Source organism: Streptosporangium sp. NPDC048886 (assembly GCF_055586905.1).
Genome location: NZ_JBVJHH010000022.1, coordinates 1 through 22,711 on the forward strand (window position 1 = coordinate 1; position 22,711 = coordinate 22,711).

The following is a 22,711-nucleotide window of genomic DNA, read 5'->3' on the forward strand; positions in this document are numbered from 1 at the left end:
TATATCGGGCGCCAGTTCCGAATGCGGGTCATACCAGGTGCCAGCGTCGAGCGTGGCAGGCCCAGCCGGGCCGTAGGTCAAGAATCACAGTTCCGATGCTCGTCATGCCCCGAGTCGGCCTCAGTAGAACTACGTAGCTGAACCAGAGAAACCACTGAAGTTTCACGACGGCGCGGGGCGATGTCAGTGGGTGGTCCTACAGTCAGTCCCGATCTTTTGCTCCGGACCGTGGATCCCGTTCACCACCATCACGGTCCCAACTCGTGAAAGGCGTGAACGTGATGTCCAGCCTCTCCCCCACCACCGGTGACGACTGGGAGTCGTCACTGGCGCAGGCCTTCGGTGTCCTGCTGGGCCGCCCCCTCTCGGACTTCGACGCCGGCGCGGAATACGCGGCCTACTACAGCGGCAACTGGCTCTACGAGACCGGGTCCTCCAGGGATCCCGCGTGGCTGAAGCCGGCTGTTCTCACCGGCCGGGAGACGATGACCAACGAGAACCTGCTGCTGCTCGACGAGGTGGGCTACCCGGAGCTTCGGTTCGACGCGAGCCGGTCGGTGTTCGAGATCAACATCTACGCGGCGGAGTTCCCGGCCACCTTCAAGGAAGACCTGGCGGCTGTCGATCTGGCCGGTCCCGGCGAGATGCCCTGGGTCAGGGGTGTCGATCTGGCGCGCCTGACGGCGCGCCACGGGGTCGACCTCACCTCGCCGGACCTGCCCGAAGAGACCTGGTGCGTGACGCAGGCCAGGATCGCGTCGGACGGCACACTTGTCGACGCCCTTCGGGTCGCCACCGGCATGGGCGAAGACTTCGACGGCCTCGTGCCGCGTGAAAGGACCGATGCGGAGACGGAGGCGGCCATCGCGGCCGTGGAACACGCTGGGATCCGAGCGCACCTGGGCGCGTTCTGCGACCCCTACTCCGACGACCTCGCCCTCTGTCTTCACGACATGCGCAAGTCCAGAGAAGAGGGCGGCGCACTGGTGGCCCGGTGGGAGGGTGCTGTGGACCAGTATGAGATCACCGTGCAGCGGGTCGATGCCTGACCCGTCACGGGGTGTTGAAAGAACCGTGACATCCGCCGCCAAATATTTGATCATGCTTTGGGGGCTGTCGCCGGGGTTGTGACCGCTGTGCTGATCTGCGGCTGTGAATCGATCCTCGTTGCATCCAGGGACCTGGTTGAGCGCTGGACGCTGGTCGGTGCCGGGCAGGACCTGGTCGCGGTCAAGCGCCGCGACACACAGCTCGGGTCCGCGCTGCCGCTGAAGTTCTACGGCCGGTTCGGGCGGTCCCCCCGGGGCCGGACCGAACCGCATGACGACGCGGTGAAGTCCGTCGCCCGCCGGCTCAAGGTCGACGCCGCTTCGCTCGGCTTTTACGAGTGGAGCGGCCGCACCGTCGAACGGCACCGGGCGTTCCTGATCACCGGAAATCGTGGTGCGCCGCTTGCGGCCCCGGATGACCCCGTGCAGGCGTGCGCGCATGAGAGGCACGACAGTGCACCGGGCCACCACGGTGCCCTCGCGCTTGAGCTGCAGGTGGACGTGGCGCGCCCTGTAGACCCGGGCGCACTCGCGGGCGCGCACGTCCTCGGTCAGGCCGAGGACGGCTCCTCGCCTATCGACTTCCCTCCGGCCGGATCATGGCCTCCAACAGCGAACGTATGCTCTGGTGGAGTTCGTCTCTGCTCTCCTGGGTGCCGGGGGGTGGCGCGATGGACGCTCCCACGCCGACGAGGCGGTCGAGGATCAGTCCGTCGACGCATGCGACGTAGTCGCGACCGCGGCGGTCGGTGTCCCGAACTCCGGCACGAGCCAGGAACGCGCTTGCCGATGCTCGCGCAGCGTCGTTGTGCGGGGCCAGCAGTTCACGCAATTCGGGGTCATGGGCGGCCTCAAGGATGCAGACGTGGCGAGCGAGTGTGCGGGTGCGGCCCGCGCTGAGCCAGTGGTCGATGACCGCGGCCGTGGCCTCGGCCAGACGGTTCACCTCGGCGGCGGTCACGGGAATGTCCTCGGTCACGGGAATGTCCTGCGGCCCCCCCAGGAGTGGTCCTTCCGCCGCCAGGGCACGGCGTTCCAGGTCGATCCTGTCCAGGTCGGCGAGTCGCCGTACCAGCCCGGTGAGCAGGGCTTTCCACGTCCGGTAGTAGGCCGAGGTGGTGCCGGGGGGCATCTCCGCCTGGGCGTCGACCGCGCGATGGGTGAGCCCGCGTATCCCGCGCGCGGCCACTAGCTCGATGGCCGCGTCGGCCAGTACGGCGCGGCGATCCCGGTGCTCCATCATCTCTTGCCTTCCTTTGTCTTCTACATGCGTAGTATGATCTTCTACAAATGTAGAAGGGAGTGTCATGGGCGAGAGATCGGCGGTTGTCGTCGGTGGCGGTATCGCGGGGCTGGCCGTCGCCGTCGGGCTGCGGCGCATCGGATGGCAGGTCACGGTGCTGGAGAGGGCTCCCGCGTTCGGGGCGATCGGGGCGGGCATCTCGCTGCTGGCCAACGGGTTGCGCGCGCTCGACACGCTGGGAGTGGGCGCTGCCGTACGCGACGTCGGGTGCCGCCAGCCCGGAGGCAAGATCTCCGTCCCATCAGGCCGGCTGCTGACACCCATGGATGGCGCCGCCATCGAGGACCGGCTAGGGACGGCGGTTTACTCGTTTCTCCGTCCCGAGCTGCACAACGTGCTGGCCCAGGCCCTGCCGTCCGACGCCCTGGTGCCGGGCGCGCTGATCAGGGCGCTGGAGCAGGACGGCACGGGAGCCCGCGTCCACTTCACCACCTCGGACGGCGATGCCGTACTCGACGCGGATATCGTCATCGGCGCCGACGGGCTGAACAGCTGGGTGCGGTCACAGGTGTGGCCGGAGCATTCTGGCACGGTCTACAGCGGCGCGACCGTCTGGCGGGGCGTGACGAGCGAACCTGTCGAATCCCCGCAGGGCATCGATCAGACCTGGGGCCGTGGCATGGAGTTCGGCTTCTCATCGCTGACCGGCGGGCGGATAGAGTGGCACGCCCTGGCCAATGCTTCACGTGGCACGCGGTACGCCGACGGACTCGGAGAAGTACGGGTGCGATTCGGCTCCTGGCATGATCCGATCCCAGCCGTGCTCGCGGCCACGCCGCCCGAGGCCGTGCTCCGCCACGACATCTTCCATCTGGTCGACCCTCTGCCGAGCTACGTCCACGGCAGGACGGTCCTGATCGGAGACGCGGCCCACGCGATGCCGCCACACCTCGGGCAGGGGGCCGGCATGGCGCTCGAGGACGCCGTCGTCCTTGCCGCCGAGCTGCGAGCCGGACCCGATCCGGCCTCCGCGCTCACCCGCTACGATCACGCGCGGCGACCGCGAACCCAGGCCGTCGCGCGTAACGCCCGCCGGGTGGGGCGGATGGGGCCACAGCTGGAGAACAGGCTGGTCATCCTGGCGCGCAACACCACGATGCGGCTCCTACCGGCAAGCGTCGGGCTGAGGGAACTGGTCCGAACCGCTGATTGGACACCGGTATCGCTCGAAGGCCCAACGCTCAAGGGGTGACCCGCCTCCCGCCCGTCCGTGGATCGCCCTGGGCCGGGAAGACCGGACGTACGACAGACGTCCTCGCACATTCCGAGTAATTCGGACATGTCAACCCGGTCTCAACGTTCCGCTGATGTTCGGGCAGCAACGGCTCGATGACCGCTCACAGCTCGTCGCCGACCTCCCACGGCTTCAGCCGCGCCAAGAGGGAGCACGCGCTCCCGTCATGACTCGGAGGCCGGAGCCGCGGATCGGGTTTGCGGGAGCGGCAGGCGGAACAGGTGGTGGAGCCGGCGCAGGGCTTGCCGGTCGCCGGAGGCGGAGGCGGCGCCGCTACTGATCGCTTCACCGAGGGTCGACCTGCTGGCGGCGAGGTCACGGAAAGTCTCCCTGCTGGTTGTGATGATCACGTCAGGGTGTTGGGCCGGGCCGTGCACGGTTTCGATCGCGCCGTCGTCGATGCGGGCGTGGAAGACCTCATCCTCTACGCGGAACTCATACAGTGCCCGCAGGCCGGTGGCGGCCTCGGCGTCGAAGCATGCCTTCAGGCCGAGCACGGCCCAGCCGGGGTGGAAGTTCTCCTGGTCGCGGGGTTCGTCCATGGCCCAGGTCAGCCCCCACCGGGCCAGGGCCAGCACCACCGGTTCGAGGTCCACACCGGCTGGGGTGAGGGCGTAGGCGGGGGTGCGGGCCGGCGGCGGGAGGGTGACCTTGTGTGCCAGTCCTTCGCGTTCCAGGTGTTTCATCCGCGCCGCCAGCAGGCCGGTGCCCAGGCCGCGCAGGCTGTGTTGCAGGTCGCTGAAGCGTTTGGGGCCGGTCAGCAGTTCACGGATCAGCAGCAAAGTCCACCGTTCGCCCACGAGGTCGAGGGTGCGCGCGGTCGCGCAGTACTGGTTGTAGTTCCGCTGTTCCACTTCTCCATTCTAATCCTAGAGCTTCTTGTTATTGAACTGATTGGTATGGGCGTCCAGGAGGAGCCGGGCCAGCGGCTGCGGGTGGGTGAGCATCACGTTGTGCGGGCCGTCCATGGGGACGGTCCGGTATCCGATCGCCGTGGCGAACCGGTCGAAGGGGAAGATCTGCGGGCGGCAGTAGACGGCGGTGCCGGGGATCTGGTCGACGGCTCCGCTCAGCCGGGTCGCCTCCGTGAAGGTGCGCAGAGGTTGTGGCAGCAGACGGGGGGCGAGCCAGCGCGTGTCGTCGGGGTCGGTGATGCCGTAGCTCGCCGGGGGTGGGGCGGGGATGTAGCGGCCGTCGGCGGTGGCGTGGGCGGCGGCGCGCATCGCGTTGACGAAGGCGTCGGGCGCCAGGCTGAACATGCTCGCGCCGTCGCCACCGGCCCAGCCGTCGATCAGGACGATGTGGTTCACCAGGTCGGGTCGCTGATCGGCGGCCTGCCGGACGATCAGGCCCGCGTAGCTGTGCCCGACCAGCACCACGTCCTCACCGGCCGTTGCGGCAACGTCCAGACAGGTGCGGACCTCATCGACGTGGACGTCCAGGCCGGCGTCGCCTTCCAGGGTGAGGGCGGGGGTCAGGGTGCGTATCCCGGCCCGGTGCAGGAACGGGGTGAGGCGCTCCCAGGCCCAGGGGCCGTGCCAGGCGCCGTGCACGAGAACGAAGGTGGTCATGCTGTTCCTTTCGAAGCAGGGGCAGGACGCGGCCGGCGAAGTTCTCCAGGGCCGCGTGGTGGTCGTCGGCGGCCAGGCGGATCGGCGGGCCTGCTGGACGAGCGGGCGGGGGGCCAGCGTCACGCCGTGGTAGTCGAAGTGCCGGCCGGTGAAGGAGACCTCCCGGCCGCTCCACAGCTGACGCATCGCCTCGATCGACTCCTCAAGGCGGCTGATGCGGCGCGCGAAGGAGACGCCGAACGCGGTGAACTGAGCTCGGTGCCCCGGTTGGGAAATCCGCCGCCCATGCCGACGATCAGGCGCCCGCCGGCGAGCCTGTCCAAGGTGGCGAGCTGGTGCGCCAGCAGGATCGGATGACGGAGCGCGGGCAGCGGTACGGCAGTGCCGAGCGTGATGCGGCGGGCGGCGGCAGCTACGGCCGACAGCAGGAGCAGGGGGCCGGCGCGGGGCCTGGCGAGAGGGCTGTCGCCGGCCCACACGGAGTCGAAACCCAGCGCTCCGGCACGTCGCGCCTGTTCGGCCAACTGCCCCAGGTCGTGATCGCCGCGTACGGCTTGATCGCGCGTCGACAACAGGTAGCCGATCTTCAGTGAGGCCATGTGATCCCTCTTGTCGCTGTCAGGTTCTCGAATATTAACCATTGACTTCCTATTTTTGAAGTTTAAGATTCTTTTTCGAGTAGCCGACTCGCTAAGGAGACCATCATGACGGACACGCTCTACACCGCCCAGGCCCACGTCGTCGGAGGCCGGGCCGACGGCCACGGACGCACTGTCGACGGCAGGCTGGAGGTAGAGCTCAGGCAGCCCAAGGAACTGGGCGGGGACGGCGAAGGGGTCAACCCCGAGCAACTGTTCGCCATCGGCTACGCCGCCTGCTTCGCCACCTCACTCGCCCTGGTGGGCCAGCGCAAGCACCTGCGCGCCGACGACGCGGCGATCGACTCGAAGGTCATGCTCATCCCCGCCGGCAACGGCGGCTTCAAGCTGGGCGTCGAACTGGAGATCAGCCTGCCGTCCATCGCCGACCTCACCCAGGCCACCGACCTGGTGCGGGTGGCGCATCAGGTGTGTCCCTACTCCAACGCCACCCGCGGCAACATCGAAGTGGCGCTGGTCGTCAACGGCACACAGCTGTGACACACCGCCGCGTACGGGGGCGCCCGCAGCTCGAGGAAGCGCTCCGCACCGCCCGGGAGATCAAGGCGCATGCCCGCACTGCCAGGTCATCATCACGGTGTACGAGATGAAGCGGCTGGGCCGCGACGCCGCCGAACTCACCGCGCTCGCTGACCACCTCACCGCGCACGGCCTGGTCTTGGAGATGCTCGCCGGACCCCTGCCCGGCCTCTACGACCCCACCGGGCCCGGGAAGCTGCTGTTCGCGTTCTTCGCGGCGATGGCGGAGACCGAGCGGGAGAACATCCGGGAGTCGACGCTGGAAGGGCTCGACACCGCCTCCCGCAAGGGCAAGACACGGCACCGCGTCAGCCGCTACCGCTGATTCCGGTTCCGACACTCCCCCACGGGCGGCCTACGACCTGGCCAAGGACAAGCTCTACGGGCACATCAAGAAGACCAGGAACCGCTCGAAGTTCCTGGAGTTCTGCCGCTACCTGCGTACCCTCTACCCGCCGACGGTCCGCCTGGTGATCGTGTGCGACGACTACTCTCCACACCCGACCACCAAGCGGGGCCGCCGCGTGGCGGACCGGACCCAGACCAACAACGTCGAGATCACCTACACCCCGACCAGCAGCTCCCGGCTGAACCGCATCGAGGCCCAGTTCACCGCCCTGCGCTACTTCACCCTTGACGGCACCGACCACGCCAGCCACAAAGAGCGGGGCAGCATGGTCCGCCGCTACATCATCTGGCGCAACCGCCACGCTGCCGACGGACGCCTACGCGAGGTCGTCAAGGGGCAAACGTTGCCTGAGCGGCTTCAACGGTTCCCGCGGGGCGCTTTGCCGGCCACCGGGCACACCGATGCCGTCATCCTCACCGGTCCGGTGCAGCGCTGCCCGGTTGGAGATGTCCGGCGCGGCCATCGCCCTACTCCCTCCGCCCCGGAACGCGGAGGGAGACAAGGGCCGCGGCGATTGCTTTCCTGTTGAGGCCGTTGGTGGGCATGGTGGCGCCGTGGGCGTGGCGGACGATGCCCTGAGAGTCGATCAGGACAGTGCCGGACTGCTGCATCGAGCCGAAGACCTTCCTGCTCAGGCCGATCGTCTCGTGCGGGGTCCCGCTGCGGCCGGTGAGAACGGTGAACGGGACCCGGTTTTTCGCCTTCCACGCGGCCGCCGTCTCCCGGTCCTCGGGCACCACAAGGAGCACCTGGGCATCGGCGGCCGCCAACTCCTCACCGATCTTGGAGAGTCCGCGGACATGCTGATTGCACACGGGGCAGGACGTCGACCGCAGGAAGTAGAGCAGCACCGCGTGCTTGCCCTGGTAGTCGGAGAGGCGGACGATCTGCCCTGTGGTGTCCTCCAACACCATCTGCGGGGCAGGTGATCCGGATGTGAGCATGGCGGAGCTTCCTTTCACGTTGGGACTGCAAAGAACGGTCGGTTCGGGTCACACCTGCGTGGTTGCGGCGCCGAGGAGGTCTTCGTCGCCCTCGGCCGCATCCCGCAGGCTGAGCCAGCGCGCGGTCCGGGCCCGGTGCAGCTGGGACTTCATCGCCGGGATGCTCGGACCGAGCGTCTCGGCGGCCGTCCGTCCCGGGGGGCCCAGCACGTCACGCATGATCAGCACGCGGCGCTGGAGGTCCGGCAACGCCCGGATCGCCTGCGCGACGCGCTCAGCCTCCAAGCGTGTGAGGACCTCGTCCTCGGCCGATGCCGAGCTCGGCATCGTGGTCGAGCAGCCGTTGGACACGGCGCAGGCACCTGTGCTTGATGATCCGGAACATCCAGGAGGCGAGCGCCGCCGAGGCGCACAGGGTACCGATCTTGCGATGGAGGACGATCAGCGCTTCCTGCGCCGCATCCTCGGCATCCTGCGGAAATGCGCACAGGCGCTGGGCGAAGTGCCGCAGGTGCGGATGCGCGCCGTGCACCGCCGCGGCGATCGAGTCCGCGTCGCCGCCCTGTACGGCCTTGATCAGCTGCTTGCTCGCCCAACCGCGGTCGACCACGGCCACCTCCGCACCGGCGCGGCGCATCCATCCCGCTTCTCCCTCCTGGCGTCCCGGTAACGTCCATAAGAGTCCCTGGGACCACGAAAGGATTCACCCCCGGTCCGGAGGCAGTCGGCCCACACCGCCGGGAGCCCGACAAGGAGACGAGCAGCCTCTATCTGCGCGCCACCGACGCGCCACGATACGAAATCGGTCACCCATCACGGCGAGGCGGGGAAAACAGGGCAGCCGCGGAGGCCGCCCGCCCGCCTTCGACACCGTCGCCTACAAGGGGCGCGACGTGGTGGAGCGGTGTTTCGCCAAGCTCAAGCGACGGCGCGCCGTCTCTACCCGCTTCGACAAGCTCGCCGGCCGCTATCTCTCCGGCGCCGTCATCACGTCCTTGATCCTCTGGCTACGCCACGCGGACGCCCGGTGGTGCACGCGCGCCGGGAGATCGTGAACGCGATCTCCCGGCCGCGGGCCGGCTGCGCCCGGCGGCTGCTACCGCATGACTTTCGGGGGGGGCGGGCATGGGGGCCTCCCACGCCCAGCAGCGCACACCGCCAGGCAGTTGAACAGCTACGCGACCGCCAGCTTCTCAGCCACCCCTAGTGCGGGCCCGCGGCCTCCGTCCCGCATGGGCCGCCACCGGTGGCGGGCTCGAGGTGGACCGGCTCGCCCGACATGGTGAGCGTGGAATAGAAACCGGAGATCCGCTCGGCGGAGCGCCCCACGTAGTGGCAGATGAAGCTGCGTCTGAACCGGTCGGCCGTGCTGTTGGGCTCCGAGCCGTGCACCAGGCTGCCGTTGAAGAACAGCACGTCACCCGGGTCCATGTCGACGGGCACCCGTTCCAGGCCTGGCGGCGGCGGGACGTATTCCCTGGTGAAGGAGACGCCCGGGTCGGCGTCCTCCGGGCAGAACAGGTCCATCCTGTGCGTGCCGGGCACCACCTCCAGGCCGCCGTTGGCCCGGTCGACCCGGTCGAGCGCGATCCACGCCGCCACGCAGGTGCCCGGTTCGACCCGCAGATAGAAGTTGTCCTGGTGCAGCGCCTGGCCCCGCGCCCCGGGCGGCTTGAAGTAGAACATGCTCTGGGCTGCTATCGGCTCCTCGCCGAGCAGGTCGCGCAGGATCGTCGCGATCCTGCTGTCGAGCAGATAGCGCAACGCCGCATCGTTGATCTGGTGCGGATGCATGACCCGCGGATAGTCGCGCAGGATGTCGTACGGCTGGCCGGGCTCCTGCGGCGTCGGCGTGAAATGGCCTGGCACGGCACCCCTGGCGTGCAGGGCCATGAACTCCTCCCGCAGTTCGGCGACCTCGGCGGGAGAAAGCAGGGCGGGCACGAGGACGTAGCCCTGATCGTGGAAGTCGTGAAATCCCATACCCTTCACGGTAGGAAGCGCGACCGGCGAAGGGTATGCCCGTGACGGCTGAGGACCTGTCTGTTCCTGCTGCCGACCTGACGATCGTGGGCCACTACGACAGGGGGCCTGGCTACGCCACCCGCCGCGCCTCGGGATCGCCCAGCTGGCTGCTGATGTGGACCCAGGCGGGCGCCGGGCTGGTCGAGCAGGCGGGGGCTTCGTTCACCGCCGGGCCTGGGGACCTGGTCGTGCTGGGCTCCCATGCCGCGCACCACTACCGCGTGGCGCCTGGCGGTGACCGGTGGCGGTTCTGGTGGGTGCACTTCCAGCCGCGCCCGTCCTGGCTGACCTGGCTCGGGCCGTACACACTGGCGGCGGGGTGCCATCTGGTCGAGGGCGTGCCCGCGACCGTTCACGACCGGATCGACCGGGCCTTCGGCCGCGCGCTTCAGGACACCCGCTGGATCCCGCCGGGCCCCGACGAGCCGTCTCAGCCGGGCGCCGGGCCCGCCGTGGCCGTGACGACGGCGGCGCGGGAGCTGGTGCTGGGCGCGGTCGAGGAGGTGCTGGTGCTGGCGACCGCCTCCGCGCGCCAGGCGGAGCAGGGCGGCGACCCGAGGGTGGAGCGGGTGCTCGCGCTCATCGCCGCCGAGCCGGGCGCCCGGCACTCGGTCGCGTCGCTGGCGCGTTCCGTCGCGCTGTCGCCCTCCCGGCTGGCCCACCTCTTCGCCGGGCAGACCCGACGCACCCCGATGCAGGCCGTACGCGAGGCCAGGATCCGGCACGCGGCCCGGCTGCTCGAGGTGACCGACCTCGACATCGGGCAGGTCGCCGCAGCGTCCGGCTTCGTCAGCCCGTTCCACTTCAGCCGGGCTTTCAGGCAGGAGTACGGCATGCCGCCCCGCGACTACCGCACCCGCCTGCGCCCGCCGAGCTAGCTGTACTTGGTCATGACGTCGGTGACAGTCGACTGATCGGTGGAAGACCGTCGAGTGCGCTGTGACGCCGTTGGGTGTTGTAGTAGTCCATCCGTGGTCCCAGTGCTGGCTACGTCGGTGAGAAGCAGAGCCGATGCCCCCGAGCTCACTACGACCACCGCTGGAGCGAAGGCGACCGGCACTCCAGCGCGCTACGCAACACCTTCAACCGTGTGTGCGGCCATGTAAAAGTCCAGGTCGATGGTCACGTGAGTCCAGGCAGGCGGACATATGGGTCCTGATGGGCGGACACGGGAAATCCTGGTCGATGGCCACGTAATCTCTTGATCTTGCTGGTGTGTCCGGTTCCGTTGCGGTGCGTTCGCCCGGTTTGAGTGGCAGGTGGTTCAACCAGCTATTGAGACCGGGGAGTGGGCTTGTGACCAAGTCCGACGCAGAGTTGATGGAGATCTTCGGAGCCTACGACCTGACCGGATGTGCCTGGTCAGCGGCGCAGCTGGCCGGGTGCGACATCAAGACAGTGCAGCGCTATATCGCCGTACGCGCGGCGGGCGGCAATCCCTACGAGCGGGCGCCGCGGCCCAGGTCGATCGACCCGTTCCTGCCGAAGATCGAGGAGAAGGTCGAGCGGTCCAGCGGCAAGGTCCGCGCCGACGTGGTGCACAAGGACCTGGTGGCAATGGGCTTTCGCGGCTCGGAGCGGACGACCAGGCGGGCCGTCGCCGCGATCAAGGAGTCCTGGCGGGCGGGCCAGCGGCGTGTTTATCGGCCCTGGATCCCCGAGCCGGGCATGTGGCTGCAGTGGGACTGGGGCGAGGGACCGCGTATCGTCGGCCGCCGCACGCAGCTGTTTTGCGCCTGGCTGGCGTGGTCGAGGTTCCGGGTGGTGCTGCCGTCCTGGGACCAGACTCTGGGCTCGCTTACCGCGTGCCTGGACGCGACGTTGCGCACCATCGGTGGCGCCCCCACCTACTTGCTGACCGACAATCCCCGGACGGTCACCGTCGGGCACATCGCCAAGGTGCCGGTCCGGCACCCGCAGATGGTCGATCTGGGCCGCCACTACGGGTGCGTGGTGCACACCTGCGAGCCGTTCGATCCCGAGTCCAAGGGCGGCGTGGAGAACACCGTGAAGATCGCCAAAGCCGATCTGGTGCCCACTACCACCAACCTGCGCTCCAGCTACGGCAGCTTCGCCGAGTTGGAGGACGCCTGCGCCCGCTGGGCCGAGCAGATTAACCATCGGATGCACCGGGCCACCCACCGGCTGCCCGCTCACATGCTGGAAGAGGAGCTTGCTCACCTGCACCCGCTGCCTGCCGCCCCCTATGCGCTTGCGCTGGGTGAGGAACGCCTGGTCGGTGACGACCGCACCGTCCGCTGGGGCGATGTCCGCTACTCCGTGCCGCCCGGGCACGAAGGCCGCAAGGTCTGGTGTCGCGTGCATGGGGACGAACTGGTCATCGTCGGACGGCGGGTCCACGGCGGTCCGGGTGAGCAGCAGACCGGCGGTGCTGGGCTGGCCGAGTTGTGGCGTTACCAGCTGTCCACTCCGGGCCGGCCGCGCATCGTCGAGGCACACTACCCCGATCATCCTGGCGGCAACGGGCCCCGCCAGCCCAGGCCGCGTCCGCAGACCAAAGCCGAGGAGCGTTTCCTGGCCATCGGCCCAGGCGCCGAGGCATGGCTGATCGAGGCTGCGGCCACCGGGGTGGCCCGCATCCGGGCCAAGATGGCTCGCGCGATCGAGCTCGCCTCGCTGGTGGGAGCAGCCCGGGTCGACGCCGCGCTCGGCTTGGCCGCCATCCACGGCCGCTTCGGTGAGAACGACCTGGCCTCCATCTGCGACCATCTGGCCCGCAGCTCCGCCGCCGGCGGCCCGACTGCGGTGGCCGATGAGAAGCACTCGGCCCAGCCCGGCACCGCCTCCTGGGCCGCCGTCCGCGGACGCGCCACTCCCGCCGACGGCAAGCAACCCCGCGGCTGACCGCGTTCAACCTACAGACCTGCTATTGGAACCACCTGCTTGGAGATCACCTATGACTGTCAGCCTGCCCAAGGCCCCGCCCATCCCAGCCGAACTGGAAGCCCTGTTCACACGGATGCGCTTCCCCTATGCCCGCAAAGCCGCCCCCGAGGTGCTGGCCACCGCCCGCTCCCAGCGCTGGGACCCCGCCGAAGTGGTGCGCGTCCTGCTCGCCGAGGAAGCCGTCGGCCGCGACAACGCCACTCGCACCAGCCGCCGCAAGAGCGCCAACCTGCCCAACGGCAAGACCTTCGACTCCTGGCAGAGCGAGCTGTCGTCCATCCCGCAAGCCACCCAGAACGCCCTGCGCACCCTGGAATGGGCCGGCCGCCGCGAGAACTGCGTGATCTCTGGCCCCCTCGGGCACCGGCAAGACCCACTTCATGGAGGCCCTCTGCCACGAGGCCATCGACGCCGATCTGCGGGTGTCCTGGTTCACCCTGGAAACGCTGGCTGTCACCGTCGGCTGGGCCAAAGCTGACAGCTCCGTCGCCCGCACCATCGCCAAGATCTGCCGATCCGACGTCATCGTGGTCGACGACATCGGCCTGCTCCCGGTCAGCCACGAGACCGCCGAAGCCTTCTACCGCCTGGTCGATGCCGCCTACGAACGCCGCAGCCTCGCCGTCACCAGCAACATCCACCCCTCCGGTTTCGACACGATCATGCCCAAGTCCATGGCCACCGCCACCGTCGATCGCCTCATGCATCACGCGCACATGGTCGAGACCAGCGGTGAATCCCACCGCCTGGCCGAAGCTCTCGCGGGCAAGGGCGTCATCCCCCTGACCTGACCGCCCGGCAAGACCCTGTGTATGCGCCGTCTGGAGAACTCGTAGTGGCCAGCCTGGATCAGGCCGGCCGCCTACCTGGAGAGATCCCTGACTGTCCACATTCCCCGTTGCGCACGCCATCCGGCGGTACTGGCGTCAGCCAGGCTGCTCATCGGTCGTGATGTCCATTTTAGCCTCCTGGCTGCAGAGTTCTCGCGAGCGTCCCATGGCGAACTGGGCGGCGGCGATGGCGGCCTGGCGCAGATATCCGCACTCGTTACCCGGCGTGGGCCCGGCGCTGCCTCCGGCGTCTCGCCCGAGCTGGAGAAGAAGGAACGCCAATGCGCAGCAGACCTCCGATATAGTCGAGTTCGTCTAGTCGAGTTCGTCTAGGAGCTCTCTATGCCGGCACGCCCTTTGCGTACCCCGATGACCGTGGCCGTGCTCGGCCTGCTGGCCGAGCACGCGCGTCACGTCTACGACATGCGCATGCAGATGCGCGAACGCGGCCACGACCGCACTCTGAAGATCAAGAACGCGTCGTTCTACGACGCCCTGCCTCGCCTGGTCAACGCGGGCCTGATCACGCAAGGCGAGACGACTCGCGGGGGCGCCCGGCCCGAGCGAACCATCTACCGCATCACCGAGGCAGGCTGCTCGAGCCTACGAGACTGGCTGCGCGAACTGCTCGATGGCCCCGAAGACGACACCTCCGGTTTCACAGTCGCGCTGATGTTCATGTTCGCCTTGCCCCGAACCGAGGTGATCACCCTCCTCGAACGCCGCGCCGAGCGAATGGAGCAGCATGTCAACGAGACCGGCCACGCGCTGAACGCCGCCGGCCAAGCCGGTGTCGCGCCGGTGTTCCTAGCCGACCACGCCTTTCCTCAAGCCCTGCGCCGCGCCGAACTCGACTGGCTACGCGCATTCATCACCCAACTCCGCGACCCAGCCACCCACTGGCCCGGCCACGGTTCCGACGCCCCGACGAAAGACCGCAGCTAAATGAACACCTCCTCCATCCACGAGACCAACCGCCTCCTGGCCCGCACCATCAATATCGGCGCCGACTTCGGCGCCGAACTGGAACAAGGATGGACCGTCCCGTTCGGCCCGCATCATCTCGACTTGTGCCACGAGGCCGGATTCTCCGCCATCCGGCTGGCGACATGCTGGGCCGCGCACACGACCGAGTTCCAGGGACGATTTGCCGTGGACCCGGCGGTTCTAGACCGCGTCGACCTTCTCCTCGACCAGGCAGCCGAACGCGGATTGAGCGTCGTCTTGAACAACCTCCAAGACCCCGACCTGAACGCCGACCCACCCCGCCACCTCGACCGGCTGCTCGCCACTACCCACCAGATCGCCGAACGCTTCTCCGACCGCCCCGCCCAGGTAATGCTGGAACCCCTGGCCGAACCCCGCGGCCCTCTCGATCCTCTCTGGAACGACTACTTGCGACAGATCCTCACCGCTGTGCGCGAGGCCGACCCCGCCCGAGCCGTTGTCATCGGTCCGGCCTCCTACAACAACATCCGCCGCCTGCCCGACCTTCAGCTGCCACAGGACGACCACAACCTGATCGTCACGGTCCACCAGTACTGGCCGACCACCTTCACCATGCAAGGTGAAACCTGGCTCGGCAGCGACACCCCGTTCGGCGACCCCGCCTCCTGGCTGGGCACGACTTGGCAAGGCAACCATGAGGAACGCTCCGTGCTGTCCGAGGCCTTCGCCAGCCTGGCCGAATGGGCACGCGTGCACGATAGGCCGATCTTCGTCGGCGAGTTCGGCACCTCCAACAACGCCGACCCACGCTCACGCGTGCGCTGGGCCTCCTTCAACCGGCAGCTGGCTGAGGAGCACGGCTTCTCGTGGGGCTACTGGTCGTTCGGGCCGACCTTCGCCTTGTACGACGAGCGCGCCGGCATGTGGGATCCCACACTGCTCCAGGCCCTTGGCCTGACTGTCCAGCAAGACCCCAAGTGACCGCCAGCCTGGAGATTTCATGGCCGCCAGCCTGGGTTAGGCTGGCCGCCTACCTGGACAAGATCGTGGCCGCCCACAAACCGGATGCTCGGCTGTCTCTATCACTGCCTGCAGGACCGCAAGGTCTACGACGAACTCACAGTGTTCCCGGCATCGACCGATCGGCCAAGCTCAAAGGTGGTGACAGCAGGCACTACTGACCTGTCTGATCATCAATCGGTACCGGCTTGCTCAGCCGTACTTCCTCCTCCGCATATCCCAGCGCCTGGTAGAAGCTCCGGGCGCGGACGTTGGCCGCGCCGGTCTCCAGCGTGATGCGCTGTAGACCGCGTTCGCGTGCCCAGGACTCGGCGGCGTTCACCAGAGCGCGCCCGATGCCCATACGCTCCACCTCGGCGGAGACGACGAGTTCGCCGATGTAGGCGTCCACGTGGCCGGTGAAGTGCCGCCGGGTGGCCAGGGTGACAAAGCCTGCGACACAGCCATCGTGGACCGCCACGAGCACCCCGTGACCATCCCTGCCATCGCGGTCCAGGGAAGCGGTAACCCAGCCGCCCACGGCGACGGCGACGGCGTCGGTGTCCCGCCAGGCCGCGACGCCTTCGGTCAGGCGTGGGGCCAGCGTGATGACGGCGTCACGGTCGTCATCTCGGTAGGGCCGGATCACGACAGCGGCCTTTCCACTATTCATGATCGGCAGTCTGACACCGGAACCCCTCCCGAAAAAACAGTCATGGGCACTTCGAAAAGGCGACCTTCACCAGGGACGCCGTATTCGGCAGGGCGATCTTCACCGGGAATTTTCGGTTCGGAGGTGTTCGGATCTTGGAGCCGGACGGCACGCACTTCTGGCCGGAAGGCTGGACAGCCGTTCAGCGGCCTGACGGCTCTGGGACGCTCCAATGAAGCTTTTTCATCCTGGTGGCTTGCGATGGATCCTGCTCACCTCGGTTCGGGGATGACTCCGCACAGGTAGGTGGACCCCTCCAGGATGCTCGTGGCGCCGAGAAACGCGGTGTCGTAGCTGCTCCTGTGGCGAGTCTCGACCAGCTCCTCAAGCGTCATGGGCGTGAAATCCTCCGGCCGGCCACCGAGCCGGACCACCGGTTGCTCGGACGTCAGGCCGCGGACGTAGGTGAAGCAGTAGGCATCCGCCAGCTCGGGGAAGCGCTCGTAGGAGAACCAGCCGTAGTCGCCAGGGGTCGCGATCATTTCGTCATGCTCGCAGCGCCGACCGACACGATGAACCTTCTCATCCCCAGGCGGCCTGTGCGACACGGTGGTTTTGGACGGCGATGGCCTTTCAGGCCGGCGACGTAGTTCAGCGTTGAACGCGACACATCGACAGCAGCACGATGGAACAGCATCCGAAGCCCCTGGTTGTGACGGACATGATTGTCGCGATCAACCCGTCTACCAGGGGTCTCTACGTCGTCAGGCGAACACCGGCCTTGCGGTCATACTGTGACCAGCAGTTCGCCGCCAGGGGATGAAAAGGTTCGATGGGATGACACCCAGCCGTCGACAGCGGAGGCTGAGGACCGACCCGGCTCTGTTGATCAAGATCGGATGAGAACCTGCTCTACGACCTTTTCAAGGCGCCCCGCCCCTGGTGGGCCGCTGGCGTTCACGGGCCGGGCCGCGGCTCTCCGGGCTGACCGCCGAGGAGGCGGCGGCGCCCCGGGGTGTCTGGTTCACAAGCGTGTGCTCGGCTTCTGGGAGCCCCCGGGGGGTGCGTCCGCGGCGGTCGGCCCCCGGCGTGTCCGTACGGTGGCCCAGGTTGCGGCAGCTGTGGCGGTGAGTGCGGCGCCGGTCCAGGTCAGGGTGCTGGTCCAGACGGTGTGGGGCAGTTGCTGGCTGAGGATGAAGATGCCCATGACGACGACGAACCAGCCGAACGCCTTGCGCAGGGTGTCCTGGGGGATGCGTCCGGCGAAGCGGCTGCCGATGAGGCTGCCGACGACGGCCGCGGCGGTCACCGTCAGCGCGAGGCCCCAGTCGATCTGGACCCCGGCGAGGTGGCCTGCGAGTCCGGAGAAGGACTTCATGGCGATGACAAGGAGCGAGGTGCCGACGGCGACGCTCATGGGCAGTCCGCCGAGCAGGGTGGGCGCGGGGACGACGAGGAAACCGCCGCCGGAGCCGACCAGGCCGGTGACCGCGCCGACGACCAGGCCCTCCACGATCACGTGCTTCATGGGGAGTTCGCTGTGGGCGGGCCTGTGCGCGGCGGACCGGCGAGGCTTGCGGAGCATGGCCGCCGCGGTGGCCAGCATCATCAGAGCGAACGCGACGAGCAGGACGGTGCCGGGGATGTACTCGGCCAGGCGTCCGCCGCCGTAGGCGCCGACCATGCTGACCGCGCCGAAGACCGATCCGGTGCGCCAGCGCACCCGGCCCGCGCGGGCGTGCGGGACGAGTCCGATCAGGCTGGTGACACCGACGACGAACAGGGACGTGGCGATGGCCTCCTTACTGTCCTGGCCGGCCAGGTAGACCAGGATCGGCACGGTCAGGATGGAACCGCCGCCGCCCAGGATGCCCAGACTGACGCCGATCAGTACGGAGGCGGCCAGGACGAAGGTGATCACGACCGGTCCCGCAGCGAAGCGATGACGGTACGGATGTCGGTGCGCGGACCGCGGTTGTAGGGCAGCTTGGACAGCAGCATGCCCATCGCACACGTGTTGCTGAGCGCGGCGAACGTCAGCCCGGCGCCGATCGCGGTGCCGATGAGGTGCGCTCCGGGCACGAACATGCCCACGACACCGGTGAGCAGAACGACGGAGCCGGCGATGAGGCGGACCTGGCGCTCCAGATCCCAGCGCTGCGGACCCCGGTTGACCGGGGCTCCGGCTGCCTCCCAGGCCATCATGCCGCCGTCCAGGACGCGCAGGTTGGGCAGGCCGGCCTCGGCGAGCGCCTGTTCCGCCTGGGCGGCGCGGGCGCCGGAACGGCAGATCAGGACCACGTCCTGGTCGAGGTGGTGACGCAGTTCGGCGCGGTTCTCGCGCAAGGTGTCCAGGGGAACGTTGTAGGCGCCGGGTATGTGGCTGGTCTGGAACTCTCCGGGAGTACGCACGTCCAGCATGCAGGGGCCGCGTCCGTCTTTGACGAGCCGCTGGAGGGCGGTGGGCGTGAGGGAGGCGTCGGTTGTCATGAGAACTCCGTCGTGGTGATGCGCATCCGTGAAAATACGGGGCAGGGTATGCGTGAAGGGAGAAGGAGCCGGTGCACCCGCACCAGGGCTGTCAGGGGCATGAGAGTCCCCCGTCGCGGGTGCACCGGTGGCCGGTCGGATCGCGGGCCTGCCGACCGGAGCGGCCCGCCTGGTCAGGCGGCGGCGGGCGTGTTCAGCAGAGCCCAGGCGGCGTAGCCGCCCAGGACGTCGGAGACGCCCTGGAAGCCGCGGTGGCGCAGCAGGCTGGCGGCGATGGAGGAGCGGTGGCCGCCCGCGCAGTGCAGGACCAGGGGCCGGTCGCGCGGAATCTCGTCCAGACGGCGCGGGAGCTCGCCGAGCGCGATGTGCAGGGCTCCCTCGATGAACCCGTTCTCACCGCGCTCACCGCAATTGCGGACGTCGATGACGACCGGCGGATTCTCGCTCGCCAGCGCGGCCCGGAGCTGGGCGGCGGTCAGGCGGCCGGCAGGGGCGACCTCGTCGGCCATCGTGGTGAGCGCGTCGTCGGGAGAGCGCAGGTATCCGGCCACACGGTCGAAACCGATCCGGGCGAGCCGGGTGACGATCTCCTCCTCGCGGTTCTGCGGCGCGACGACGAGCAGGTCCGCGTCCACCGGCAGGACGGTGCCGGCCTGTTCGGCGAACCGGCCGTCGGCGGGAACGTTGACCGCTCCGCGCAGGTGACCGGCGGCGAATTCCTGCGGGTCGCGGGCGTCGACCACCACGGCGCCCGCGACCCGCCGGGCCGTGAACTCCGCGTTGGTCAACGGACGCGGCGCGGCCGCCGGGTCGAACAGCTCACGGTCCTTGCGGTTGAGGATCGCGTCGTAGGCGAAGTAGCCGGGAGCGGCGGACTGGCCGGCGGTGACGAGGGCGACGAACGCTTCCCGGCTCATGGGCGCGCACGCGTAGTTGGTGGCGCGCTGTTCTCCGATCGTGGACCGCCTCTCGGTGGACAGGTTCTTGCCGCAGGCGGAGCCGGCTCCGTGGGCGGGGAAGACACGGACCTCATCGGGCAAGCTCATCAGCTTGTTCTGGACGCTGTCGTGCAGCATGGCGCCGAGTTCCTCGGCGGTGACCCCGACGGAGGCCAGGAGATCGGGCCGGCCCACATCGCCGATGAAGAGGGCGTCGCCGGTGAGCACGCCGTACGGGACGGTGTCGTCGCTGTGTTCATGGACCAGCACGCTGACCGACTCCGGGGTGTGGCCGGGCGTCTCCATGATCTTAAGGGTGACGTCGCCGAGGCTGATGATCTCGCCCTCGGCCAGCTTGCGAATGGGGTACTCGGTCTCGGCCCGGCGGCCGTAGCCGATCCACGCGCCGGTGCGGGCGGCCATCTCCAGGTGCCCGGCGACGAAGTCGGCGTGGAAGTGGGTGTTGATGACGCCGACCACGGTGAAGCCGCGGGCTTCGGCGTCGGCGAGGTATTCGGACACGTCCCGGCGGGGGTCGACGACCACGGCCTGGCCGGCGGCCTCGTCGGCGATCATGTACGACGCCTGCGAGAGGCAGTCGAGGTAGTACTGGGCGAAGAACACGGAAACCTCCGTAACAGCATGACGCATATACCCATCGGGGTATAAGCGAGGTCAAAGAGTGGCCCGCCTCGGGAAGGCCGGGTCGAGTACGAGCGGCAGGGTCATGAGGATCCGAGGGCGACGGACCCCGTCACGACCGGACGGCCGGCGCCGACCCGACTCCGAGCGCCGCCAACGACAGGCCGGGCGCCCATCCTGGCGGCAGGTATACCTAGGGGGGTATTACGTCATCGACGATAGGAAGCCGGCGCCCCTTTTGTCAAATACCTGGGGGGGTATCTGAATGCGGTGGGACCCTACAGTCAGCCGGTGTCCCGTCCACCCCAAACCCAGCTGTCCAGCCTTGGCTACCTGCGGCGGGACACCGGTGAGGCGGAGATGTCGCGGTAGGCGGCGGTCAGAAGACTGCCGAGAACGGCGATGTCCAGCGCGCGCCGGAGCCGCGCGCCATGTCGTTGACGGCGGAGTCGGCGTTCCGGAGTCCGTTAGCAGGCTCGGGTGACGGCGATGACGGCCGGGGCCAATGACGATCCCGACGAAGCTCTCTACGCTCCGGGTGCTGTACCGGCCGTGGCCACGGTGGCGGCAGGACGGGCTGTGATCCAGCGGGCGGCGAGCAGGCCGGAGGCCGCGGTCAGGACGGCGGCGGCGATCACGGTGGCGTTCAGCCCGAGCGTGTCGGTGAGGACGCCGGCGACGAGGGCGCCTGCGGCGTAGCCGATGTCGCGCCGGAAACGGTAGGCGCCCAGGCCGGAACGGAGGGGACAGGCGCGCCGATCAGCCAGCCCGTGACCAGCAGCTGCTTGCGGCGGAAGCGGGCGGTCAGCGCGCCGGCGGCGGGATTGGTCAGGGCCTTGGTGAGACCGAAGGCGATGATGAAGGAGAAGACGGCCAGGCCGCTGGTCAGGCCGGAGATTTCGGCGCCGATCAGCGGCACGGTGGTGCGCTCGAGCCCGACAAGGGCGCCGACGCGGACGTTGACGACGACGAGCAGGGTGAACTGCGGCAAGTTCTCCCGCAGGCCGAGCCGTACGGAGCGCGACGCGGTGGCGCCATCGCCGGAGTCAGGGTGGCGGCCGGTGCGTGCGGTGCCGGGAAGGGGCATGGTGGGTCCTGATGGTTCGATCGGCCGTTAGCGCTTGAGCGCAGCGATGGTGAGGGAGCCGGCGGCGAGGCGCTCGCGGGCATGTCCGGAGCGGACCCCAAAGGCGCACACCAAGAGGGGATCACGGAGGCCGGCGGCCGCCCTGAGGGCGCCCAATGCCTGGTCCAGCCGCTCGCGGGGCACGTTGCGGGCGCCGGGCAGGCGGCCCCAGGCGTACTCGCCAGGGGTGCGGACATCAACGGAGGCGAGGCAGGCGTGGGCCTGCTCAGGAGTGAGGGCGATGGCGGACATGGGGTTTTTCCTTTCCTACCGGTATCGGCACCTGAGGTAGGATACCCACAGGGGTATGCACGTCGAATGGAGTGGATTGTGGAACTGGCGATGGCGGCCGACGAGTTGAAGTCCGTGGTCAACCGGCTACGCCGGGCCCAGGGTCAGATCGCGGGAGTGATCAAGATGATCGAGGAAGGGCGGGACTGCGAGGACGTGGTCACGCAGCTCTCAGCCGCATCCCGGGCACTGGACCGGGCCGGCTTCGCGATCATCGCGACGGGTCTACAGCACTGCCTGACCGATTCGAACATGGCGTCCGACGGCGACCGTGAGGCGATGCGGGCCCGGCTGGAGAAGCTCTTCCTCTCGCTGGCTTGATCCCTGGCCGAGCCTCGGCCTCCACCGAGCACACTGCCGATCAGCCCGACCTACGCGCCCGGACGCCAGATCAGTGTGATCACGCCACGGAGTCCGGCCGGTCGTCGCCCCGCACGACCGGCAGGCCCTGGCCGGCCCAGCCGGTCATGCCGCCGGTGACGTCCACGGCCTCGACGCCGCGCCGGTACAGGAGGTCCGCGGCGGTGCGCGAGCGGTTGCCGGATCGGCAGATGACCACGTCCCGCCCCGCCGCGTCCAGCAGGGAGGCCGTGATCGCCGCCCGCACCCCGCCGGCGCAGTGCACCCACACCACACCGGGCGGCGCCTCGCCGAGACGGCGGCGCAGCTCGCGGAACGGTCCTGGTTCCGGCGGGTCCGGCTCCGCGTGCTGCACGAGGTCCGCTCCACTCCCCCGGAGGGCAACCCGCGCACCTTCCGAGTCGGCGAGATCGTGGAGATGGTCCAGGCCGGGCCCGCCGGCCACGGGGTCCGCCGCGACACCTGGTCGACGAACCTGGACTTGGGCGTGGCCGTGATGCTGCACGCCGAGGATGTGAAGGTGCCCGAAGTCCTGGAGGACCACCCGCCGTTCGGCTCAGCGCAGCGCCCCGGCCGGGACCGCGATCAGGCGCCCTGAGCGCGGCACGATTGGCTGCGGGGCCTGCGACGATCCCCTGCGCGAACACCTCCGCCGCGTGAGGCCGCGCCGCCTCCCGACGCGCTCGGTCTCTGGCGGGGTCCGGTAGCGATGGCGGAAAATCCAACGAACCTGTCTCCGGCCTGCGGAGATCCAGGCTCCTAGGGGTCCAGTCCACGTCAACGGGTTCTGGCTTGCAGCTGATAGCAGCTCGCGG

The 22,711-nt window shown here is 68.8% G+C and carries 28 protein-coding genes and 1 pseudogene; 13 read left to right on the forward strand and 16 right to left on the reverse strand.

Features of this window, described 5'->3' with window-relative positions:
• Window positions 1–263 precede the first annotated feature (263 nt).
• Window positions 264–1,049, forward strand: a complete 786-nt coding sequence (locus ACZ6R6_RS26190) for a hypothetical protein (protein ID WP_470097512.1) — start codon at window positions 264–266, stop codon at window positions 1,047–1,049.
• A gap of 574 nt (window positions 1,050–1,623) precedes the next feature.
• Here ACZ6R6_RS26190 and ACZ6R6_RS26195 read toward each other — a convergent pair.
• Window positions 1,624–2,292, reverse strand: coding sequence for a TetR/AcrR family transcriptional regulator (locus ACZ6R6_RS26195; protein ID WP_470097514.1), 669 nt, complete (start codon window positions 2,290–2,292; stop codon window positions 1,624–1,626).
• 64 nt (window positions 2,293–2,356) lie between these two features.
• Between ACZ6R6_RS26195 and ACZ6R6_RS26200 the strand changes: the two genes are divergently transcribed.
• Window positions 2,357–3,544, forward strand: a complete 1,188-nt coding sequence (locus ACZ6R6_RS26200; RefSeq protein ID WP_470097516.1) for an FAD-dependent oxidoreductase — start codon at window positions 2,357–2,359, stop codon at window positions 3,542–3,544.
• 206 nt (window positions 3,545–3,750) lie between these two features.
• Here the strand turns inward: ACZ6R6_RS26200 and ACZ6R6_RS26205 are convergent, their stop codons facing one another.
• Genes ACZ6R6_RS26205 through ACZ6R6_RS26215 form a run of 3 tightly spaced genes read right to left on the reverse strand, consistent with a single transcriptional unit; the run spans window position 3,751 to window position 5,798 of the window.
• A complete protein-coding gene (locus ACZ6R6_RS26205; protein WP_470097518.1) occupies window positions 3,751–4,440 on the reverse strand; it encodes a winged helix-turn-helix transcriptional regulator in 690 nt (229 codons plus the stop codon).
• Between the two features lie 15 nt (window positions 4,441–4,455).
• The gene (locus ACZ6R6_RS26210) at window positions 4,456–5,373 is read right to left on the reverse strand and encodes an alpha/beta fold hydrolase (protein WP_470097815.1); all 918 of its coding nucleotides are present in this window, start codon (window positions 5,371–5,373) and stop codon (window positions 4,456–4,458) included.
• Entirely contained in the window at window positions 5,277–5,798 is a 522-nt protein-coding gene (locus tag ACZ6R6_RS26215; RefSeq protein WP_470097817.1) for an LLM class flavin-dependent oxidoreductase, read from the reverse strand. The genes ACZ6R6_RS26210 and ACZ6R6_RS26215 overlap by 97 nt, the downstream gene beginning before the upstream one ends.
• A gap of 63 nt (window positions 5,799–5,861) precedes the next feature.
• On the opposite strand from ACZ6R6_RS26215, the gene ACZ6R6_RS26220 reads away from it, so the two are divergent.
• The 3 genes and pseudogenes from ACZ6R6_RS26220 to ACZ6R6_RS26230 form a co-directional block, all read left to right on the forward strand.
• Window positions 5,862–6,296 carry an organic hydroperoxide resistance protein gene (locus tag ACZ6R6_RS26220; RefSeq protein WP_470097520.1) on the forward strand — a complete coding sequence of 145 codons (435 nt, stop codon included), beginning with the start codon at window positions 5,862–5,864 and terminating at the stop codon, window positions 6,294–6,296.
• Window positions 6,297–6,402: 106 nt separating this feature from the next.
• Entirely contained in the window at window positions 6,403–6,660 is a 258-nt protein-coding gene (locus ACZ6R6_RS26225; RefSeq protein WP_470097521.1) for a recombinase family protein, read from the forward strand.
• A gap of 34 nt (window positions 6,661–6,694) precedes the next feature.
• A pseudogene (locus ACZ6R6_RS26230) lies at window positions 6,695–7,273 on the forward strand (transposase); the annotation flags it as partial.
• Here the strand turns inward: ACZ6R6_RS26230 and ACZ6R6_RS26235 are convergent.
• The 4 genes from ACZ6R6_RS26235 to ACZ6R6_RS26250 all read right to left on the reverse strand — a co-directional run bounded on the left by ACZ6R6_RS26235 (window position 7,212) and on the right by ACZ6R6_RS26250 (window position 9,671).
• Window positions 7,212–7,688 (reverse strand): peroxiredoxin family protein, encoded by a 477-nt coding sequence (locus tag ACZ6R6_RS26235; protein WP_470097523.1) that lies wholly within the window; start codon window positions 7,686–7,688, stop codon window positions 7,212–7,214. The pseudogene ACZ6R6_RS26230 and the gene ACZ6R6_RS26235 overlap by 62 nt on opposite strands.
• Window positions 7,689–7,736: 48 nt before the next feature.
• The gene (locus ACZ6R6_RS26240; RefSeq protein ID WP_470097525.1) at window positions 7,737–7,973 is read right to left on the reverse strand and encodes a sigma factor-like helix-turn-helix DNA-binding protein; all 237 of its coding nucleotides are present in this window, start codon (window positions 7,971–7,973) and stop codon (window positions 7,737–7,739) included.
• A complete protein-coding gene (locus tag ACZ6R6_RS26245; RefSeq protein WP_470097527.1) occupies window positions 7,963–8,325 on the reverse strand; it encodes an RNA polymerase sigma factor in 363 nt (120 codons plus the stop codon). Before ACZ6R6_RS26245 ends, ACZ6R6_RS26240 begins: the two co-directional genes overlap by 11 nt.
• 566 nt (window positions 8,326–8,891) lie before the next feature.
• The gene (locus tag ACZ6R6_RS26250) at window positions 8,892–9,671 is read right to left on the reverse strand and encodes a phytanoyl-CoA dioxygenase family protein (protein WP_470097529.1); all 780 of its coding nucleotides are present in this window, start codon (window positions 9,669–9,671) and stop codon (window positions 8,892–8,894) included.
• 41 nt (window positions 9,672–9,712) lie between these two features.
• Between ACZ6R6_RS26250 and ACZ6R6_RS26255 the strand changes: the two genes are divergently transcribed.
• The 6 genes from ACZ6R6_RS26255 (at window position 9,713) to ACZ6R6_RS26280 (ending at window position 15,379) form a co-directional block, all read left to right on the forward strand.
• On the forward strand, window positions 9,713–10,591 hold the full coding sequence (locus ACZ6R6_RS26255) for a helix-turn-helix domain-containing protein (RefSeq protein ID WP_470097531.1): 879 nt from the start codon (window positions 9,713–9,715) through the stop codon (window positions 10,589–10,591).
• A 442-nt stretch (window positions 10,592–11,033) separates the two neighbouring features.
• On the forward strand, window positions 11,034–12,578 hold the full coding sequence (gene istA, locus ACZ6R6_RS26260; RefSeq protein WP_470097819.1) for an IS21 family transposase: 1,545 nt from the start codon (window positions 11,034–11,036) through the stop codon (window positions 12,576–12,578).
• A 115-nt stretch (window positions 12,579–12,693) separates the two neighbouring features.
• On the forward strand, window positions 12,694–13,098 hold the full coding sequence (locus ACZ6R6_RS26265; protein WP_470097821.1) for an ATP-binding protein: 405 nt from the start codon (window positions 12,694–12,696) through the stop codon (window positions 13,096–13,098).
• Window positions 13,001–13,411, forward strand: a complete 411-nt coding sequence (locus tag ACZ6R6_RS26270) for an ATP-binding protein (protein WP_470097533.1) — start codon at window positions 13,001–13,003, stop codon at window positions 13,409–13,411. Before ACZ6R6_RS26265 ends, ACZ6R6_RS26270 begins: the two co-directional genes overlap by 98 nt.
• 408 nt (window positions 13,412–13,819) lie before the next feature.
• Window positions 13,820–14,395 (forward strand): PadR family transcriptional regulator, encoded by a 576-nt coding sequence (locus ACZ6R6_RS26275; RefSeq protein WP_470097535.1) that lies wholly within the window; start codon window positions 13,820–13,822, stop codon window positions 14,393–14,395.
• Window positions 14,396–15,379 (forward strand): glycoside hydrolase family 5 protein, encoded by a 984-nt coding sequence (locus ACZ6R6_RS26280; protein ID WP_470097537.1) that lies wholly within the window; start codon window positions 14,396–14,398, stop codon window positions 15,377–15,379.
• Between the two features lie 193 nt (window positions 15,380–15,572).
• Here ACZ6R6_RS26280 and ACZ6R6_RS26285 read toward each other — a convergent pair whose 3' ends face one another.
• From ACZ6R6_RS26285 to ACZ6R6_RS26315, 7 genes are all read right to left on the reverse strand, one after another.
• Complete coding sequence (locus ACZ6R6_RS26285; protein WP_470097539.1) at window positions 15,573–16,070, reverse strand: GNAT family N-acetyltransferase; 498 nt, start codon at window positions 16,068–16,070, stop codon at window positions 15,573–15,575.
• Window positions 16,071–16,321: 251 nt separating this feature from the next.
• Window positions 16,322–16,591 (reverse strand): DUF6461 domain-containing protein, encoded by a 270-nt coding sequence (locus ACZ6R6_RS26290; RefSeq protein WP_470097541.1) that lies wholly within the window; start codon window positions 16,589–16,591, stop codon window positions 16,322–16,324.
• Between the two features lie 482 nt (window positions 16,592–17,073).
• Entirely contained in the window at window positions 17,074–17,970 is an 897-nt protein-coding gene (locus tag ACZ6R6_RS26295; RefSeq protein ID WP_470097543.1) for a sulfite exporter TauE/SafE family protein, read from the reverse strand.
• Window positions 17,967–18,539 (reverse strand): rhodanese-like domain-containing protein, encoded by a 573-nt coding sequence (locus ACZ6R6_RS26300; protein ID WP_470097545.1) that lies wholly within the window; start codon window positions 18,537–18,539, stop codon window positions 17,967–17,969. Before ACZ6R6_RS26300 ends, ACZ6R6_RS26295 begins: the two co-directional genes overlap by 4 nt.
• A 173-nt stretch (window positions 18,540–18,712) precedes the next feature.
• Window positions 18,713–20,101 (reverse strand): MBL fold metallo-hydrolase, encoded by a 1,389-nt coding sequence (locus tag ACZ6R6_RS26305; RefSeq protein WP_470097547.1) that lies wholly within the window; start codon window positions 20,099–20,101, stop codon window positions 18,713–18,715.
• A gap of 664 nt (window positions 20,102–20,765) precedes the next feature.
• Window positions 20,766–21,206, reverse strand: coding sequence for a hypothetical protein (locus tag ACZ6R6_RS26310; RefSeq protein WP_470097549.1), 441 nt, complete (start codon window positions 21,204–21,206; stop codon window positions 20,766–20,768).
• A gap of 27 nt (window positions 21,207–21,233) precedes the next feature.
• Entirely contained in the window at window positions 21,234–21,497 is a 264-nt protein-coding gene (locus ACZ6R6_RS26315; protein ID WP_470097551.1) for a rhodanese-like domain-containing protein, read from the reverse strand.
• A gap of 66 nt (window positions 21,498–21,563) precedes the next feature.
• On the opposite strand from ACZ6R6_RS26315, the gene ACZ6R6_RS26320 reads away from it, so the two are divergent.
• A complete protein-coding gene (locus ACZ6R6_RS26320; RefSeq protein ID WP_470097553.1) occupies window positions 21,564–21,857 on the forward strand; it encodes a metal-sensitive transcriptional regulator in 294 nt (97 codons plus the stop codon).
• 79 nt (window positions 21,858–21,936) lie between these two features.
• On the opposite strand, the gene ACZ6R6_RS26325 is transcribed toward ACZ6R6_RS26320, so the two are convergent.
• Complete coding sequence (locus ACZ6R6_RS26325) at window positions 21,937–22,251, reverse strand: rhodanese-like domain-containing protein (protein WP_470097555.1); 315 nt, start codon at window positions 22,249–22,251, stop codon at window positions 21,937–21,939.
• Here ACZ6R6_RS26325 and ACZ6R6_RS26330 point away from each other — a divergent pair.
• The gene (locus ACZ6R6_RS26330; RefSeq protein ID WP_470097557.1) at window positions 22,243–22,494 is read left to right on the forward strand and encodes a hypothetical protein; all 252 of its coding nucleotides are present in this window, start codon (window positions 22,243–22,245) and stop codon (window positions 22,492–22,494) included. The two genes, ACZ6R6_RS26325 and ACZ6R6_RS26330, sit on opposite strands and share 9 nt — an antisense overlap.
• Window positions 22,495–22,711: the final 217 nt, after the last annotated feature.

Excerpts from the sequence above, each read along its gene's own strand:
- ACZ6R6_RS26235 (WP_470097523.1), bottom strand. The coding sequence starts at position 7,688 with ATGCTCACATCCGGATCACCTGCCCCGCAGATGGTGTTGGAGGACACC.
- ACZ6R6_RS26250 (WP_470097529.1), bottom strand. The coding sequence starts at position 9,671 with ATGGGATTTCACGACTTCCACGATCAGGGCTACGTCCTCGTGCCCGCC.
- ACZ6R6_RS26225 (WP_470097521.1), top strand. The coding sequence starts at position 6,403 with ATGAAGCGGCTGGGCCGCGACGCCGCCGAACTCACCGCGCTCGCTGAC.
- ACZ6R6_RS26220 (WP_470097520.1), top strand. The coding sequence starts at position 5,862 with ATGACGGACACGCTCTACACCGCCCAGGCCCACGTCGTCGGAGGCCGG.
- ACZ6R6_RS26280 (WP_470097537.1), top strand. The coding sequence starts at position 14,396 with ATGAACACCTCCTCCATCCACGAGACCAACCGCCTCCTGGCCCGCACC.
- ACZ6R6_RS26285 (WP_470097539.1), bottom strand. The coding sequence starts at position 16,070 with ATGAATAGTGGAAAGGCCGCTGTCGTGATCCGGCCCTACCGAGATGAC.
- ACZ6R6_RS26245 (WP_470097527.1), bottom strand. The coding sequence starts at position 8,325 with ATGCGCCGCGCCGGTGCGGAGGTGGCCGTGGTCGACCGCGGTTGGGCG.
- ACZ6R6_RS26315 (WP_470097551.1), bottom strand. The coding sequence starts at position 21,497 with ATGTCCGCCATCGCCCTCACTCCTGAGCAGGCCCACGCCTGCCTCGCC.
- ACZ6R6_RS26200 (WP_470097516.1), top strand. The coding sequence starts at position 2,357 with ATGGGCGAGAGATCGGCGGTTGTCGTCGGTGGCGGTATCGCGGGGCTG.
- ACZ6R6_RS26275 (WP_470097535.1), top strand. The coding sequence starts at position 13,820 with ATGACCGTGGCCGTGCTCGGCCTGCTGGCCGAGCACGCGCGTCACGTC.
- istA (WP_470097819.1), top strand. The coding sequence starts at position 11,034 with ATGGAGATCTTCGGAGCCTACGACCTGACCGGATGTGCCTGGTCAGCG.
- ACZ6R6_RS26265 (WP_470097821.1), top strand. The coding sequence starts at position 12,694 with ATGCGCTTCCCCTATGCCCGCAAAGCCGCCCCCGAGGTGCTGGCCACC.
- ACZ6R6_RS26270 (WP_470097533.1), top strand. The coding sequence starts at position 13,001 with ATGGAGGCCCTCTGCCACGAGGCCATCGACGCCGATCTGCGGGTGTCC.
- ACZ6R6_RS26300 (WP_470097545.1), bottom strand. The coding sequence starts at position 18,539 with ATGACAACCGACGCCTCCCTCACGCCCACCGCCCTCCAGCGGCTCGTC.
- ACZ6R6_RS26310 (WP_470097549.1), bottom strand. The coding sequence starts at position 21,206 with ATGCCCCTTCCCGGCACCGCACGCACCGGCCGCCACCCTGACTCCGGC.
- ACZ6R6_RS26290 (WP_470097541.1), bottom strand. The coding sequence starts at position 16,591 with ATGATCGCGACCCCTGGCGACTACGGCTGGTTCTCCTACGAGCGCTTC.
- ACZ6R6_RS26195 (WP_470097514.1), bottom strand. The coding sequence starts at position 2,292 with ATGATGGAGCACCGGGATCGCCGCGCCGTACTGGCCGACGCGGCCATC.
- ACZ6R6_RS26320 (WP_470097553.1), top strand. The coding sequence starts at position 21,564 with ATGGAGTGGATTGTGGAACTGGCGATGGCGGCCGACGAGTTGAAGTCC.
- ACZ6R6_RS26215 (WP_470097817.1), bottom strand. The coding sequence starts at position 5,798 with ATGGTTAATATTCGAGAACCTGACAGCGACAAGAGGGATCACATGGCC.